Source organism: Halomonas sp. ANAO-440, from assembly GCF_019915905.1.
Classification (GTDB): domain Bacteria; phylum Pseudomonadota; class Gammaproteobacteria; order Pseudomonadales; family Halomonadaceae; genus Halomonas; species Halomonas chromatireducens.
On record NZ_JAHXBV010000046.1, the window covers coordinates 86246 to 100858 of the forward strand.

Below are 14613 nucleotides of genomic sequence, written 5' to 3' on the forward strand. Positions count from 1 at the left end.
CCGGTCGTGAGCAAGTTTGCCCTGGAAGAGGTTCTTAGCGTCCACCACTGGAATGATACGCTATTCAGTTTCCGCACCACCCGCGAGCGCAGCCTGCGCTTCAAGAACGGTCAGTTCGTCATGATTGGCCTGGAAGTGAACGGCAAGCCGCTGATGAGAGCCTATTCCATTGCCAGCCCGAACTATGAGGATCACCTGGAGTTCTTCAGCATCAAGGTCCCCGATGGTCCGCTGACATCGCGGCTGCAGCACCTCAAGGTGGGCGACCAGATCATGGTCAGCCGCAAGCCGACCGGTACCCTGGTGACTGACGACCTGCTGCCGGGCCGCAACCTCTACCTGCTCTCCACCGGCACCGGCCTGGCGCCGTTCATGAGCCTGATCCAGGATCCCGAGGCCTACGAGCGCTACGAGAAGATCGTGCTGGTTCACGGCGTGCGCAGCGTGAGCGAGCTCGCCTATGCCGACTTCATCCAGAATGAGCTGCCGGCCCACGAGTACCTGGGCGACGAGATCAGCGAGAAGCTGGTCTACTACCCCACTGTGACCCGTGAGGAGTTCCACACCATGGGGCGACTGACCGACCATATCCGCAGCGGCAAGCTGGCCGAGGATACCGGCCTGCCCCAGATGGACCCCAAGCAGGATCGCGCCATGATCTGCGGCAGCCCGGCGATGCTAGACGAGACCAGCGCCCTGCTCGACGACCTGGGGTTCAATATCTCGCCACGCATGGGCGAGCCCGGCGATTACGTGATCGAGCGGGCCTTCGTCGAGAAGTAAATCCCGCCACTGACGGAAAAACCACCTGTGCTGACAGGTGGTTTTTTCTCGTTCATCGCATTTTTGGCGTGAACTTGCTCTGCATAGGCTGCATTGCGGAAGGGGGCTCGACGACAGCGACGCAGGCGCTCCTTGTTGGAGCGCTGGTTCCCATCGCGACTGGCGCCGATAGGCGCCCGGCGGAGGCTGCCGCGCTGGCAATAACCGCGACCATCGGTAACGCCGCCGGGAGTCCTTCGGCCTCCAGTCGTGATCTGAAGATACTCCTACAGCGCGGCCATGACTTCCCTTGCCATTTCACGCCAAAGTGTGAAGATCCTTTTTGGTTGGCGCCGCCTATTTTCTCTTACTACACGGCATCCTTGCCGGTTTCGCCGGTGCGGATGCGAATCACCTGTTCCAGCGGCGTGATGAAGATCTTGCCGTCGCCGATCTTCCCCGTATTGGCGACCTGGGTGATGGCATCGATGACCTTCTCGGACATCTCGTCATCCACGGCGATCTCGACCTTCACCTTGGGCAGGAAGTCGACCACGTACTCGGCGCCCCGGTAGAGCTCGGTGTGACCTTTCTGGCGGCCGAAGCCCTTCACCTCGGTCACGGTGATGCCCTGAACGCCGATTTCGGAGAGCGATTCGCGAACGTCGTCGAGCTTGAATGGCTTGATGATGGCGGTCACCAGTTTCATGGTCTTTTCCTCGTAATTCAGGGAGGGCTCGCTGGGTGCAGCCCCTCGCAGTGTGGGGTTTCGTTGGGTTCAAGCATACACCGCGACGAGCGGGAATAAAAAAGCCCCCTCGGAAGGGGGCCAGGTGGAGCACGCCAGCTCACGGGGTCTGCGTCGTTACTTGTTGGCGACGCTGAACTCGGGGTAGGCCTCCATGCCGCACTCGGCAATGTCGACGCCCTCGTACTCTTCTTCCTCGCTGACCCGAATGCCCATGACGGCCTTGAGTATCAGCCAGACAGCCAGGCTGGCAAGGAAGACCCAGAGGAAGATGGACAGGCCGCCGATGATCTGCGGGCCGAAGCTCGCGTCGCCGTTGGTGAGCGGTACGGCCAGCAGGCCCCAGATTCCGACGACACCGTGAACCGAGATGGCACCGACAGGGTCATCGATCTTCAGCTTGTCGAGGCCGACGATGGCGGCCACGACGATGGCGCCGCCCACGGCACCGATCAGGGTGGCGCCCAGCGCCGTCGGCTCCAGTGGCTCGGCAGTGATGGCCACCAGGCCGGCCAGCGCGCCGTTGAGGGCCATGGTCAGGTCGGCCTTGCGGAACCACACCTTGGCGAGGATCAGGGCAGTGATCACCCCACCGGCAGCGGCGGCATTGGTGTTGACCAGAACCTGGGCCACGTTGTTGGCAGAGACCACGTCCGAGAGCTTCAGCTCCGAGCCGCCGTTGAAGCCGAACCAGCCCATCCACAGGATGAAGGTACCCAGTGTGGCCAGCGGAAGGTTGGCACCGGGGATGGCGTGGATGCTGCCGTCCTTGCCGTACTTGCCCTTGCGAGGACCGAGAACCAGCACCCCGGCCAGGGCTGCGGCGGCACCGGCCAGATGCACGATGCCGGAGCCGGCGAAGTCGGAGAAGCCCATGGCGTCCAGCCAGCCTTCGCCCCAGGTCCAGTAGCCCGATACCGGGTAGATGACGCCGGTCATCACCACGGCGAAGGCGAGGAAGGCCCACAGCTTCATGCGTTCGGCGACGGCGCCGGAGACGATGGACATGGCGGTTGCCACGAACACCACCTGGAAGAAGAAGTCGGCGCGCATCGAATAGTAGGGTGCATCGTCGCCACCGGCGGTGACGGCCGCCACGCTGTTCTCGCCGCCGATCAGGAAGCCGAGGTTGGGCAGGATGCCGCCTTCATTCCCCGAGTACATGATGCTATAGCCCACCAGCAGGTACATGGTGCAGGCGATGGCGAACAGCGCGATGTTCTTGGTCAGGATCTCGGCGGTGTTCTTGGAGCGCACCAGGCCGGCCTCGAGCATCGAGAAGCCCGCAGCCATCCACATCACGAGCACGCCACAGATCAGGAAGTAGAAGGTGTCGAGCGCGTAACTCAACTCTGCCAGTTCAGTCATTGGAATCTCTCCAGAGCCCTTGAAAACAGCTTGTCATTGCAAGCGGTGTCGTTATCAGACGGCGTCGGCGCCACGTTCGCCGGTACGGATGCGGATGACATCCTCCAGCGGCGTGACAAAGACCTTGCCGTCGCCGATCTTGCCGCTGTTGGCAGCGTTGCAGATGGCCTCCAGTACGCCTTCCAGGCGCGCATCATCCACGGCGACCTCGACCTTTACCTTGGGCAGGAAGTCGACCACGTACTCGGCACCGCGGTAGAGCTCGGTATGCCCCTTCTGGCGACCAAACCCCTTCACTTCGGTCACGGTGATGCCCTGGACGCCGTTGTCGGCCAGCGCCTCGCGGACGTCGTCCAGTTTGAATGGCTTGATGATGGCGGTAATGAGCTTCATCTCGAATCTCCCGGCTTGGATGGCACGACGGCGCTCTGCCGTCGGATGAGTTACGCTTGCCAAGCGATATGCGTGCCGGTTTGTTATAAAGTTGATTAATTTCATATTGTTACAATATGTTTTCCCGTTGCATTCCTCGCCGCTGACGGCCTATGCGAAGCGCCCTGCACCACAATGATGCCCGGCAATGGTGCAGGTGCTTCGCAATGGGGCGGCAAAGGAGAATGCGCGAGTCAAGGCCGTTGCGTATCCTGTAGACAAACTCAATGCGTTGGAGAGAGAACCATGGCGAGTCAAGATCCCATCAGCCGGCTGGCCCAGCAGCTGGGCGAGCGACTGCAGGGTGCCTCACAGGCACCGGAGGAGATCCACAAGGGGGTGCAGCAGGTCGTGCGCGGTGCCTTCGATCGCCTGGATCTGGTGTCCCGAGAGGACTTCGACATCCTCATGGACGTCATGCAGCGCACCCGCATTCGCGTGGAAGCGCTGGAGCAACAGGTAAGCGCACTCGAGGCGGCGCTGGCATCTCGCCAAGACGAGGTGACCTCATCAGGCGAGGCAACAGCAGCCGGCAAGGCACCGAAAGTCGACGACGGCCATCCCGAGGAAGACGCTGGCGGCGGCGAAGCGGGGCGTTGACGGGCCGCTCGGCGGTCTTTATGCAGCAGTGCTAATCTATAGCGATCAAGCACACTGACTGCGAGGGACCGCATGATGCTGGCAATCGTTGCCACCCGGGCCGGACTGGGGCTGGAGGCCCCCGAGGTTCTCGTCGAGGTACATCTGGCCAACGGCCTGCCGGGCATGACCCTGGTCGGCCTGCCGGAGACTGCGGTCAAGGAGAGTCGCGAACGGGTGCGCAGCGCCCTCACCAACGCCGGCTTCGACTTCCCCAATACTCGTCGTATCGTGCTCAACCTGGCGCCCGCCGACCTGCCCAAGGTCGGCGGGCGCTTCGACCTGCCCATCGCTCTGGGCATCCTGATGGCCTCCGGCCAACTGCCCGGCGATGCCCTCGATGGCATCGAAAGTGTCGGTGAACTGGCGCTGGACGGTCGGCTGCGCCCGATCAGCGGCGTGCTGCCGCTGGCCCTGGCTGCGCGCAGGGCGGGGCGGAAGCTGATCGTGCCGCGGGAGTGTGCCGATGAGGCCGCCCTGGCCGGGGACCTTCAGGTGCTCCCCGCCGACCACCTGCTGGAGGTGGTCGCCCACCTGCTGGGACAGACACCCATTGTGGCGCACCAATTGGAAGCGCCGCCGGGGTCATCGGTCATCGAGGGGGATCTAGCCGAGGTGAGGGGCCAGCACCAGGCGCGCCGGGCGCTGGAGATCGCCGCCGCGGGAGGCCACAACCTGCTTTTCTCGGGCCCGCCAGGCACCGGCAAGACCATGTTGGCGAGCCGCCTGCCGGGCATCCTGCCGCCATTGACCGAGGAGGAGGCCCTGGAAGTGGCCGCCGTCCGGTCGGTCTGTGGCCTGCCGCTGTCGGAGCAGTGGGGGCGTCGCCCCTTTCGTGCGCCCCACCATACCGCCAGCGCCGTGGCCCTGGTGGGCGGCGGCTCCTGGCCGCGTCCCGGTGAAATATCCCTGGCCCACCAGGGGGTGTTGTTTCTCGATGAGCTGCCCGAGTTCAGCCGCCATGTCCTCGAGGTGATGCGCGAGCCCATGGAGTCTGGACAGATCCATATCGCCCGGGCCAACCACGAAAGACGCTTTCCCGCTAGATTTCAGCTTGTCGCCGCCATGAACCCTTGCCCCTGCGGCCACCTGGGGGACCCCCGCCAGGCCTGCCAGTGTACCGCCGCTCAGATCCAGCGCTACCAGTCGCGACTCTCGGGGCCGCTGCTGGATCGAATCGACCTGCAGGTGGAGGTGCCGGCGCTGCCGCCGGAACAGCTGACCTCCCGCGAGACGGGGGAAAGCTCGGCGGAGGTGCGTGAGCGAGTCATGGCGGCCCGCGAGCGCCAGTATGCCCGGGGGGCGCTCAATGCCTATCTGGGGAGCCGGGAGCTGGAGGCGGCCTGCGCCCTGTCGACGGCGGATCGTGCCTGGCTGGCCGGGGTGCTCGAGCGGCTGCGGCTCTCCGCTCGGGCCTATCATCGAGTGCTGCGGGTGGCGCTGACCCTGGCCGACCTTACCGGCAAACCGCAGCCGGAGCGCGGCGAGCTGATGGAGGCGATCGGTTATCGGCAACTGGATCGTCAGCGCCAGGGCTAAGAGGCTGTTTACACGCTACTGCGCTGAGGCCTATAGCGCCGTGGCATCGAAGGCGCCCTCGATCTCGGTCTCCCACAGCGCGCTGTCGGCATCGGGGCGATAGAGCGACAGGGTAAGACGGTAGGGCAGCAGTTCGCGGTCGGAGAGCTGCAGGCGCGGCGCAGTGGCTTCCAGCCGGCTCTCCAGGCGCCACTGATGATCGCCGCTATCGCCGGCCATGGCGGGGCGCCAGTCCAGCACCTGCGGGCCATCCGAAATCCGCAGCATGGCCCGGGTGAGATTTTCCAGAAAGCGTTCGGAGGCGATGCTCAGACTGGTATCCACCGAAGGCGTATCGAGCAGCAGCACCTGCTCCTGGGGGGGCTGTATTTCGGCCACGTTCATCAGGCGAACGGCGGCACGGTCGCTCAGGTTCTGCAGGGCTCGGCGAATCGGGTCGGGCTCGGGAGGCTGGGTGGCGCAGCCCGCCAGTAACAGGGCCGTCACTAGCAGCGTGGTGTATTTCAGTATCGGACTGAATTTCGTCATCGGGGCAAAGGCTCGTCGGCAATCTGGGAGGGAAGCTCGAGATCGACGATGAAGTCGTCCAGGGCCGCGAACAGCGTATGGCGGATGGCCTCCGCTTCATTGACCAGATGATGACGCGCTTCCGGGTGGCGATGAATTTGCGCATTGGGAAACTTGCGCTCCAGCACCGAAAGATTCCACTCCCAATCCACGGTCAGGTCCTGCTCTCCCTGCAGGATCAGGGTTGGTAGCTGGCTGGGGGGAAGCGCCAGCATCTGCGGCATCCAGCGACGCATGGCGCTGACCCAGATCATCGACAGGTGCTCGGGCTGCAGTGGGTCCTGCTCACGCAGGAAGGCGGCGAACTCGCTATCGGTGGAGTTTTCCCGGAACCGCCGGGGCAGTGTGCGCACGAAGGGGCCGACCAGCAGATGCAGCCAGCTCGACTGGGACCAGCCCGAAGGGCGTACCAGTGGCGCCAGCAGAACCAAGCCGGACCAGTGCCCATCATCGGGTCGGCTGAGGGCATCGGTGGCGAGGATTGCCGCGCCGGTGCTCTGGCCCACCCCAAGCCACGGTTTTGGTGCAAGGCCACGGTCGCTCAATTGATCCTGCAGGGCGCGCAGGCACTCCCCATAGTGGTCGAAATCGTCGATGCAGGCGCGTCGCCCACTGGAGAGGCCGTGGCCCGGCAGGTCCCAGAGCACCACGCGCCAGCCGCGCTCCAGCAGGCGCTCCAGCAGGTGGCGATACAGGCCCAGATGATCGAAGTAACCGTGAACCACGAAGGCGGTGCCTATCGCCTGGCGAGGGCTCCAGACCTGGGTCCAGAGCTGATAGCGCTCCGTCTCCAGATACCCGACATAGAGACCCACGTGCTCGGTCAGCAAGGGTGACAGCCCATAATAGTCGAGGTAGTCGGCCAGCGGCTCTCCGGCATCCGAGCCGAAGGGGGCGATGGGCCCCAGGGCCTGCAGTGGGGTGAAGTCGGTCATCATGTCCTCCGACAGGTAAGCCGGTTGTCTTGCGAGTCGTTCATGGCTGCTGGCAGTCGAATGGCGCTGAAGCCGCAGTTTACACAGGAGTCGTCTAGCCTAGCGATAGGCATGGGGCAAAGTGGCTTGACCAAATGGTCAAAACTCTTCCCCTTAACCCTATGTCTAGTGCGCCTGACCTTTCACTTGGGTTTACATATGGAACGATTTTCCACAAAATTGGCGCCATAGAGTGGTTTCACCCCCACGGATTGCGGCTGCGGATTGTGTCTCGTCCGTCGCCATCACGAGGAGATTCCCATGTCAGAACGCATCACTCGCCACCGTCTTCAGGTGGCCGCCGAGCTGGACGCCTTCATTACCGAGCAGGCCCTGCCGGGCACCGGCATCGATGCAGAAACTTTCTGGGCGGGCGTCGACGCCATCTTTCATGATCTGACAGCAAAGAATCGGGATTTGCTCGCAGAGCGCGAGAGTCTGCAGCAGCGGCTCGACACCTGGCACCGGGAAAACCCCGGCCCGGTGAGTGATATGGCTGCCTACCGCGGCTTTCTGAAGGAGATCGGCTACCTGGCGGATGCTCCTGCGCAAGTCAAGGTCACCACCGGTAACGTCGATAGCGAAGTCGCCATTCAGGCCGGCCCGCAGCTGGTGGTGCCGGTGAGCAATGCCCGCTATGCGCTGAATGCGGCCAACGCACGCTGGGGTAGCCTCTACGATGCGCTGTACGGTACCGATGCCATCTCCGAAGAGGATGGTGCCGAGAAAGGCTCGAGCTTCAACCCCAAGCGCGGTGAGAAGGTCATCGCCTATGCCCGTGGTGTGCTGGACCGCGCCGCCCCGCTTGCCACCGGATCGCACCGCGAAGCCGTGAAGTATGTCCTGCGTGACGGCCACCTGGTGGTGACCCTTGAAGGCGGCCGCGAGACCGGCCTCAAGGATGCCGGCAAGCTGGTGGGCTACACCGGCGAGGCGGCAAGCCCCGATTCGGTGCTGCTCGCCAATCATGGCCTGCACCTGGAGATCCAGATCGATCCGACTCACCCGATCGGCAAGACCGACCCGGCCGGCGTCAAGGATCTCGTGGTGGAGGCGGCACTGACCGCCATCATGGACTGCGAGGACTCCGTGGCGGCGGTGGATGCCGAGGACAAGGTGGGTGTCTATCGCAACTGGCTGGGCCTGATGCGGGGCGACCTGGAAGAGCAGGTCGCCAAGGGTGACAAGACCATCACCCGCCGCCTGCATGGCGACCGGGACTACACCACCCCCGATGGCGGCCAGCTGACCCTGCCGGGCCGCTCACTGATGTTCGTGCGCAACGTCGGCCACCTGATGACCACGCCGGCGGTGCTCGATGCCGACGGCAATGAGCTGCCGGAGGGCATCCTCGATGCCATCGTCACCGGCCTGCTGGCGCTCCACGATCTCAACAAGGGAAGCGATGCGCCACGTAACTCGCGCGCCGGCTCCGTCTACATCGTCAAGCCCAAGATGCATGGCCCGAAGGAAGTGGCGTTCTCCAGCGAGCTGTTCGGCCGCGTGGAAGACCTGCTGGGCATGGCCCGCGATACCCTCAAGATGGGCATCATGGACGAGGAGCGTCGCACCACGGTCAACCTGAAGGCGTGTATCGCCGAGGCCACTTCCCGGGTGGTGTTCATCAATACCGGCTTCCTCGACCGCACCGGCGACGAGATGCACACCGCCATGGAAGCGGGTCCGATGATCCGCAAGGGCGACATGAAGAACGCCGCCTGGATCGCCGCCTACGAGAAGAACAACGTTCAGGTCGGCCTGGCCTGCGGCCTGCGCGGCCGCGCCCAGATCGGCAAGGGCATGTGGGCCATGCCGGACCTGATGGCGGCGATGCTCGAACAGAAGGTCGGCCACCCCAAGGCCGGGGCCAACACCGCCTGGGTACCGTCGCCCACCGCCGCCACACTGCATGCGCTGCACTATCATCAGGTCGATGTGACCGGCATACAGCGTGAGCTGGAAGCCCAGGGCGAACCGGACCTGCTCGATGACCTGCTCTCGGTGCCGGTGGCCGCCGAGGCGAACTGGTCCAGCGACGAGATCCAGCAGGAGCTCGACAACAACTGCCAGGGCATCCTCGGCTACGTGGTGCGCTGGGTCGAACACGGGGTGGGCTGTTCCAAGGTGCCGGATATCCACAATGTCGGCCTGATGGAAGACCGCGCCACCCTGCGCATCTCCAGCCAGCATATCGCCAACTGGCTGCACCATGGCGTGGTGGATAGTGCCCGGGTCCAGGAAACCCTGGAGCGCATGGCCAAGGTGGTCGACGAGCAGAACGCCGGGGACCCCACCTACACGCCGATGAGCGCCGACTTCAAGGGCTCCACGGCCTTCCAGGCCGCCTCCGACCTGATCTTCAAGGGTCGCGAGCAGCCCTCCGGCTACACCGAGCCGCTGCTGCACCACTGGCGCGCCGTACACAAGTCGAAGTAGGTCTGCGTTGGCCCCCGATGGGCCGCACGCCAGGCGTCACGCCCCCGCGACCCAGCCGCGGGGGCGTTTTCGTTGATGCTGGCGACGTTCGACGACTGGGCGGGGCGGGTCGCCTCGTTTATCGTGGTCCGATCGTCCCACGATTACCTCTTTCCCCAGGGAGCCATGCCATGACCGTGATGACCGCCGCCGCCATCGAAGACTTTCTCGACGAGATATTTCCCCAGCGCGCGGGGACCATCGAGGGCGTCGGCCCGATGCGGGCCACCATGAGCCTGGCCATCGAGGATGAGCACCTGCGGCCCGGGGCCAGCGTATCGGGTCCGACCCTGATGGGACTGGCCGACGTCTGCCTCTACGTGGCCATCCTTGCCCAGATCGGCCCGGAGCCCATGGCCGTGACCAGCGACCTGCACTGCCGCTTCCTGCGCCGGCCTCGGGGGGATCGCGATATTATCGCCAATGCCCGCATCATGAAGCTGGGCCGTCGTCTGGCGGTGGGCGAGGTGCAGCTGTTCTCCGCCGGCGACGAAGCGCCGGTAGCGCTGGTGACGGCAACCTATGTGCTGCCCGACAGCGACTAGGCACTGTCCGAGACTGGCTGCGTTCGGTGACTTTGCTGACCAGTGCCTAGGCACTTGTCAGGTTCGGCCTAGGCGCGGTCGCGCAGGGCACACACCGCCAGTGCCAGCCAGCCGCCGATCATCAGCAGGCCGCCGACGGGTGTAATCATGCCCAGCCCGCGCAGGCCGGTCAGCGCCATGACATAGAGTGAGCCGGAGAACAGCACGATTCCCGCTGTCCAAAGCCCCAGCACCACGCCCTGTCCCCGACGCGGGTGCGCAGCGCGCCAGGCCAGCACGGCCAGCATCGCCAGGGTGTGCCAGGCCTGATAGCGCACCCCCGTCTCGAAGGCGGCAGCCAGCCGCGGGGCCAACTGGCCCTCCAGGGCATGAGCGCCGAAGGCGCCTGCCATGACCACCAGGGCACCAGACACCGCTGCCATGCCCCACCAGGATCGGTCCTGCATCGATGTCACTCCCTGTCGGTTGGTATCGCTGCTCACCGTACCCCGAGGGGACGTAACCGGCTACAATATTGGCCCGTCAACGCAGAGAGGACGCCATGCAGATCCAGCTCAACGGTGAGGCCCATGATCTGGCCGCCGATCTCACGGTGGCGCAACTGATCGATACCCTGGGCCTGACAGGACGACGGATAGCCGTCGAGCTCAACGAGGAGATCGTGCCCCGGAGCGAGCACGACACGACCCGCCTGAGCCAGGGAGACCAGGTCGAAATCGTCCACGCTATCGGCGGTGGATAAGTGGATAGACGAACGCGTCCGATGAGCCGTTCTTTTCCAGATACCCTACGAAGGCATACTCGATGACAGACTTCTTTCAGGATCAACCGCTGCGAATTGCCGGCCACACCTTCGCGTCACGGCTGCTGGTGGGTACCGGCAAGTACAAGGATTTCGACGAGACGGCCGAAGCCATTGCCGCTTCCGGTGCCGAGGTGGTCACCTTCGCCGTGCGCCGCAGCAACCTGGGTCAGGAGGCCGGCGAGCCCAACCTGCTGGACGTGGTGCCGCCCGAGCGCTTCACCCTGCTGCCCAATACCGCGGGCTGCTACACGGCGAAGGATGCCGTGCGTACCTGCAAGCTGGCTCGGGAACTGCTTGATGGCCACAAGCTGGTCAAGCTGGAAGTGCTGGGCGACGACCACACCCTCTATCCCAACGTGGTCGAGACCCTCAAGGCGGCCGAGGTGCTGCTCAAGGATGGCTTCGACGTCATGGTCTACACCAGCGACGACCCGATCGTGGCCCGGGAGCTCGAGCAGATGGGCTGCTGCGCCATCATGCCGCTGGGCTCATTGATCGGCTCCGGCCACGGTATCCAGAACCCGCACAACGTCCGGCTGATCATCGAACAGTCCGGCGTGCCGGTGCTGGTGGACGCCGGCATCGGCACCGCCTCGGATGCGGCCATGGCCATGGAGCTGGGCTGCGACGGCGTGCTGATGAACTCCGCCATCGCCCATGCCCGTCAGCCGGTGCTGATGGCCAGTGCCATGAAAAAAGCTGTCGAAGCCGGCCGTGAAGCCTTCCTGGCCGGGCGCATGCCGCGCCGCCAGAGCGCCGATCCCTCGTCGCCCTTTGCCGGCCGCATCAACGGCTGAATTTCCTACCAGAGCCCAATCGATTCCATGAGCGACCAGCGCCACGACAACGTCACCTCGAGCACCGGCCCGGAAGGGCCGGATGCCCCCCTGCACCGCCGCGGCATCAAGAGCTATGTGCTGCGTGCCGGACGCATGACCCAGGCCCAGACGCGCGGGCTGGAGGAGGTCTGGCCTCGCCTGGGACTGACCCTGGCGGATGGGCGCCAGGACCTCGATGCCCTGTTCGGACGCCAGGCGCCCCGGGTGGTGGAGATCGGCTTCGGCATGGGCGGCTCGCTGATCGAGCAGGCTGAGAGCCACCCCGATACCGACTTCATCGGCATCGAGGTGCATGCCCCCGGCGTAGGCAAGCTGCTCGACGAGGCCGACAAGCGCGGCCTGGGCAACATCCGCGTCTATCGCGAGGATGCGCTGGCGGTGCTCGAGCAGTGTCTGCCGGAAGCCAGCCTGGATACGCTGCAGCTCTTCTTCCCCGACCCTTGGCCGAAGAAGAAGCACCACAAGCGGCGCATCGTTCAGCCCGCCTTCGTCGAGCTGATCCGCACGCGCCTGAAGATGGGCGGCACGCTGCACATGGCCACCGACTGGCAGGCCTACGCCGAGTGGATGGCCGAGGTCATGGAAGCCGCTCCCGGCTATGCCAATACCGCCTCGCCGGAGACCGCGCCCTACGTCCCCCGGCCGTCGTTTCGCCCGCTCACGAAGTTCGAGGTTCGTGGCGAGCGATTGGGGCACGGGGTCTGGGACCTGCTGTATCGACGCTGTGCATAGCCAGGCCCGCACCGGCGATGGCGATCGCCATGCCGGCGATGCCCTGGGCACTCGGCAGCTCGCCGAACATGGCCGCCGCCCAGAGCAGGGTCACCGCGGGGGTAAGATAGACCAGCGATGAGGTCATGGTCACGCCGAGCCGGCGCAGGCTCGCGACGAAGAAGCCGTACCCTCCCAGGCTGGAAAGCATCACCAGCCAGCCGATCGCGGAGATGCTGAGCCGATCGGTGGGCAGGGCCGGCGCGCCACCCGCCACGATCATTGCCGCCAGGGTAAATATCCCGGTGGCGGCGAACAGCTGTACCATCAGGGTCGCCGCCAGCGGCATGGCGGTCGCCCAGCGAACGGAGAGCAGGCTGCCGAGAGTCACGGCCACTACCGAACCCAGCGGCAGCGCATAGGCCCACAGCGGCGCACTGCCGCCGCCATGCTCGATATCATCCACCACATAGAGCAATACACCCAGCGTGGCGATGGCCATGCCTGCCCAGCCCCGGGCCGACAGGCGTTCACCGAGCCAGGGCCCTGCCAGCGCCGCGGCGAGCAGCGGCTGCAGCGCCGTGATCAGGGCGGTCACGCCGGTGCTGACGCCCTGCTCGAGCGCCAGTATCACCCCCAGCAGGTAGCCGCCCATGGTCAGGCTGCCGACGGCCATTTCCCGCACCACATCGCGCTGGGCCAGTCGAACACCGCCGACCAGTCGCCACCAGAGCGCGACCAGCAGGCTCGCCAGCAGAAAACGCCAGGCGAACAGCGACAGCACGGGCGTATCGGCCTCGGTCGCCAGCCTGCCTCCGACGAATCCGGAACTCCAGCACACCACGAAGCCCATGGCGATAAGCGGTGAAACCCATGACGCTCGCATTTCTCCTCCCTCCTGGGTGAACGGCCTTGAGCATGGGGGAGAAATGGATTTCAATGAATCGATAACTATTCGAGTGAGCATTCAATATGTCTGAAGTCTCGTCGGCGGCGCTGGACCTGGAGCTGTTGCGCAGCTTTCAGGCGGCCGCCCAGCTGGGGTCGCTGGCCGCCGCGGCACAGCAGCGCCATCGCACCGTCGGCGCCATCAGCATGCAGATCAAGCGTCTCGAGGAGGCGCTGGGGTCTCGACTGCTCGAGCGGGGCTCCCGGGGCGTGAAGCCCACGGCCATAGGCGAGGCCCTGCTGCTGGAGTCCCGCGAGCTTTTGCGGCTGCATGACGGCATGCTCTCGCGCTTCACTGGGCGCGGCCTGGGGGGCAAGCTGCGCCTGGGCTTGCCGGAAGACTATGCGCGGGAGCTGTTGGGCAGCGTGCTGCCGGAGTTCATGGCGCACCACCCCGATGTCCTGCTCGAGATCGTGACCGCCACCAGTGGCGAGCTGGCCCGACAGCTGAGCCGCTCCCAGCTGACGCTGTCGGTGCTGCTGGACCGCCCCAACCCGCTGCCGGGCGGTGAGGTGCTGTGGCATACCTCGCCGGTCTGGGCCGGCCCCCGGGTCGGCGACCTGAGCGACAGGCCACGCCTTCCCCTGGCCATGCACGAGGTGGACTGCCCCTATCGGGCCCTGGCCATCGAGGCGCTCGAGGCGATCGGCCGGCCCTGGCATGCGGTCTTTACCAGCACCAGCATCCACGCCGTCGAAAAGGCGGTGGAAATGGGCCTGGCGATCAGTGTCCTCGACCGCGAGCGACTGACCGGGGCCATGCGCGAGCTGGGCCCCGCGGAGAATATGCCACCGCTCAAGCGCTGTGAGGCGAGGCTCCATTTCGCCCCGCATATCCCCCCCGCCTCCCAGCCGGCGGCAGAAGCGATGGCCCACCTGCTACGCGATCGCCTGACCCATCGCGGGCCCTGGCGCGGTGCTGGCGCGTCCTGAGAGAAGCGGCAGCGCTGGTGGTTACCGCCAGCGCTGGCAACACCGCCGTCGCGAGCTAAAGCTACCTCCGACAAGAAGGAAATTGCCTGCCCATGGCAGGAAAATGCAGCTGTTGGAGCGCTGGTTCCCATCGCGACTGGCGCCGTCAGGCGCCTTGGCGGAAGCTGAAACGCCGGTGATGGCCGCGAACGTTGGCAACCCCGCCGGGAGGCTTTCGCCTCCAGTCGCGATCTAAAGATGCTCCAACAGCGGTGTGGCAGCGTCGGCGGAGAGAATCATTGATAGGGGTCGGGAAGGCTTAGCCTCCCCGCCCTCCGAACCGTGCATG

Annotated in this window: 16 protein-coding genes; 9 read left to right on the forward strand and 7 right to left on the reverse strand. The window is 65.2% G+C overall.

Annotation, left to right across the window (positions count from 1 at the left end):
• Positions 1–6: 6 nt before the first annotated feature.
• Positions 7–783: a ferredoxin--NADP reductase gene (locus KZO25_RS19435; RefSeq protein ID WP_066452425.1), complete on the forward strand. Its 777-nt coding sequence runs from the start codon at positions 7–9 to the stop codon at positions 781–783.
• Between the two features lie 349 nt (positions 784–1132).
• On the opposite strand, the gene glnK is transcribed toward KZO25_RS19435, so the two are convergent.
• The 3 genes from glnK to KZO25_RS19450 form a co-directional block, all read right to left on the reverse strand.
• Entirely contained in the window at positions 1133–1471 is a 339-nt protein-coding gene (gene glnK, locus KZO25_RS19440; RefSeq protein ID WP_043518541.1) for a P-II family nitrogen regulator, read from the reverse strand.
• A 156-nt stretch (positions 1472–1627) separates the two neighbouring features.
• Positions 1628–2878 (reverse strand): ammonium transporter, encoded by a 1251-nt coding sequence (locus tag KZO25_RS19445; RefSeq protein WP_066451958.1) that lies wholly within the window; start codon positions 2876–2878, stop codon positions 1628–1630.
• Between the two features lie 54 nt (positions 2879–2932).
• Positions 2933–3271: a P-II family nitrogen regulator gene (locus KZO25_RS19450; RefSeq protein ID WP_066451957.1), complete on the reverse strand. Its 339-nt coding sequence runs from the start codon at positions 3269–3271 to the stop codon at positions 2933–2935.
• A gap of 285 nt (positions 3272–3556) precedes the next feature.
• Between KZO25_RS19450 and KZO25_RS19455 the strand changes: the two genes are divergently transcribed.
• Entirely contained in the window at positions 3557–3910 is a 354-nt protein-coding gene (locus KZO25_RS19455; RefSeq protein ID WP_223138174.1) for an accessory factor UbiK family protein, read from the forward strand.
• A 72-nt stretch (positions 3911–3982) separates the two neighbouring features.
• Positions 3983–5488, forward strand: coding sequence for a YifB family Mg chelatase-like AAA ATPase (locus KZO25_RS19460; RefSeq protein WP_223138175.1), 1506 nt, complete (start codon positions 3983–3985; stop codon positions 5486–5488).
• A 30-nt stretch (positions 5489–5518) separates the two neighbouring features.
• On the opposite strand, the gene KZO25_RS19465 is transcribed toward KZO25_RS19460, so the two are convergent.
• Positions 5519–6016, reverse strand: coding sequence for a hypothetical protein (locus tag KZO25_RS19465; protein ID WP_066451954.1), 498 nt, complete (start codon positions 6014–6016; stop codon positions 5519–5521).
• Complete coding sequence (locus KZO25_RS19470; RefSeq protein ID WP_066451953.1) at positions 6013–6990, reverse strand: alpha/beta hydrolase; 978 nt, start codon at positions 6988–6990, stop codon at positions 6013–6015. Before KZO25_RS19470 ends, KZO25_RS19465 begins: the two co-directional genes overlap by 4 nt.
• 300 nt (positions 6991–7290) lie before the next feature.
• On the opposite strand from KZO25_RS19470, the gene KZO25_RS19475 reads away from it, so the two are divergent.
• Positions 7291–9465: a malate synthase G gene (locus KZO25_RS19475; RefSeq protein ID WP_223138176.1), complete on the forward strand. Its 2175-nt coding sequence runs from the start codon at positions 7291–7293 to the stop codon at positions 9463–9465.
• A 170-nt stretch (positions 9466–9635) separates the two neighbouring features.
• Positions 9636–10049, forward strand: a complete 414-nt coding sequence (locus KZO25_RS19480) for a PaaI family thioesterase (RefSeq protein ID WP_066451951.1) — start codon at positions 9636–9638, stop codon at positions 10047–10049.
• Between the two features lie 68 nt (positions 10050–10117).
• Here the strand turns inward: KZO25_RS19480 and KZO25_RS19485 are convergent, their stop codons facing one another.
• Complete coding sequence (locus KZO25_RS19485) at positions 10118–10495, reverse strand: DUF423 domain-containing protein (protein WP_223138177.1); 378 nt, start codon at positions 10493–10495, stop codon at positions 10118–10120.
• Positions 10496–10590: 95 nt separating this feature from the next.
• Here KZO25_RS19485 and thiS point away from each other — a divergent pair, with 95 nt between their 5' ends.
• From thiS to trmB, 3 genes are all read left to right on the forward strand, one after another.
• Entirely contained in the window at positions 10591–10791 is a 201-nt protein-coding gene (gene thiS / locus KZO25_RS19490; RefSeq protein WP_066451949.1) for a sulfur carrier protein ThiS, read from the forward strand.
• Between the two features lie 62 nt (positions 10792–10853).
• Complete coding sequence (locus KZO25_RS19495) at positions 10854–11651, forward strand: thiazole synthase (protein WP_066451948.1); 798 nt, start codon at positions 10854–10856, stop codon at positions 11649–11651.
• A gap of 27 nt (positions 11652–11678) precedes the next feature.
• A complete protein-coding gene (gene trmB, locus KZO25_RS19500; RefSeq protein WP_223138178.1) occupies positions 11679–12425 on the forward strand; it encodes a tRNA (guanosine(46)-N7)-methyltransferase TrmB in 747 nt (248 codons plus the stop codon).
• Here trmB and KZO25_RS19505 read toward each other — a convergent pair.
• Positions 12352–13290 carry a DMT family transporter gene (locus tag KZO25_RS19505; protein WP_223138179.1) on the reverse strand — a complete coding sequence of 313 codons (939 nt, stop codon included), beginning with the start codon at positions 13288–13290 and terminating at the stop codon, positions 12352–12354. The two genes, trmB and KZO25_RS19505, sit on opposite strands and share 74 nt — an antisense overlap.
• A gap of 86 nt (positions 13291–13376) precedes the next feature.
• Between KZO25_RS19505 and KZO25_RS19510 the strand changes: the two genes are divergently transcribed.
• Positions 13377–14285: a LysR family transcriptional regulator gene (locus KZO25_RS19510; RefSeq protein WP_223138180.1), complete on the forward strand. Its 909-nt coding sequence runs from the start codon at positions 13377–13379 to the stop codon at positions 14283–14285.
• Positions 14286–14613 lie beyond the last annotated feature (328 nt).

What these genes read in the sequence shown, in the direction of transcription:
- trmB (WP_223138178.1), top strand. Translation starts at nt 11,679, where the DNA reads ATGAGCGACCAGCGCCACGACAACGTCACCTCGAGCACCGGCCCGGAA.
- KZO25_RS19455 (WP_223138174.1), top strand. Translation starts at nt 3,557, where the DNA reads ATGGCGAGTCAAGATCCCATCAGCCGGCTGGCCCAGCAGCTGGGCGAG.
- KZO25_RS19470 (WP_066451953.1), bottom strand. Translation starts at nt 6,990, where the DNA reads ATGACCGACTTCACCCCACTGCAGGCCCTGGGGCCCATCGCCCCCTTC.
- thiS (WP_066451949.1), top strand. Translation starts at nt 10,591, where the DNA reads ATGCAGATCCAGCTCAACGGTGAGGCCCATGATCTGGCCGCCGATCTC.
- KZO25_RS19505 (WP_223138179.1), bottom strand. Translation starts at nt 13,290, where the DNA reads ATGCGAGCGTCATGGGTTTCACCGCTTATCGCCATGGGCTTCGTGGTG.
- KZO25_RS19475 (WP_223138176.1), top strand. Translation starts at nt 7,291, where the DNA reads ATGTCAGAACGCATCACTCGCCACCGTCTTCAGGTGGCCGCCGAGCTG.
- KZO25_RS19485 (WP_223138177.1), bottom strand. Translation starts at nt 10,495, where the DNA reads ATGCAGGACCGATCCTGGTGGGGCATGGCAGCGGTGTCTGGTGCCCTG.
- glnK (WP_043518541.1), bottom strand. Translation starts at nt 1,471, where the DNA reads ATGAAACTGGTGACCGCCATCATCAAGCCATTCAAGCTCGACGACGTT.
- KZO25_RS19465 (WP_066451954.1), bottom strand. Translation starts at nt 6,016, where the DNA reads ATGACGAAATTCAGTCCGATACTGAAATACACCACGCTGCTAGTGACG.
- KZO25_RS19445 (WP_066451958.1), bottom strand. Translation starts at nt 2,878, where the DNA reads ATGACTGAACTGGCAGAGTTGAGTTACGCGCTCGACACCTTCTACTTC.
- KZO25_RS19510 (WP_223138180.1), top strand. Translation starts at nt 13,377, where the DNA reads ATGTCTGAAGTCTCGTCGGCGGCGCTGGACCTGGAGCTGTTGCGCAGC.
- KZO25_RS19495 (WP_066451948.1), top strand. Translation starts at nt 10,854, where the DNA reads ATGACAGACTTCTTTCAGGATCAACCGCTGCGAATTGCCGGCCACACC.
- KZO25_RS19450 (WP_066451957.1), bottom strand. Translation starts at nt 3,271, where the DNA reads ATGAAGCTCATTACCGCCATCATCAAGCCATTCAAACTGGACGACGTC.
- KZO25_RS19460 (WP_223138175.1), top strand. Translation starts at nt 3,983, where the DNA reads ATGATGCTGGCAATCGTTGCCACCCGGGCCGGACTGGGGCTGGAGGCC.
- KZO25_RS19480 (WP_066451951.1), top strand. Translation starts at nt 9,636, where the DNA reads ATGACCGTGATGACCGCCGCCGCCATCGAAGACTTTCTCGACGAGATA.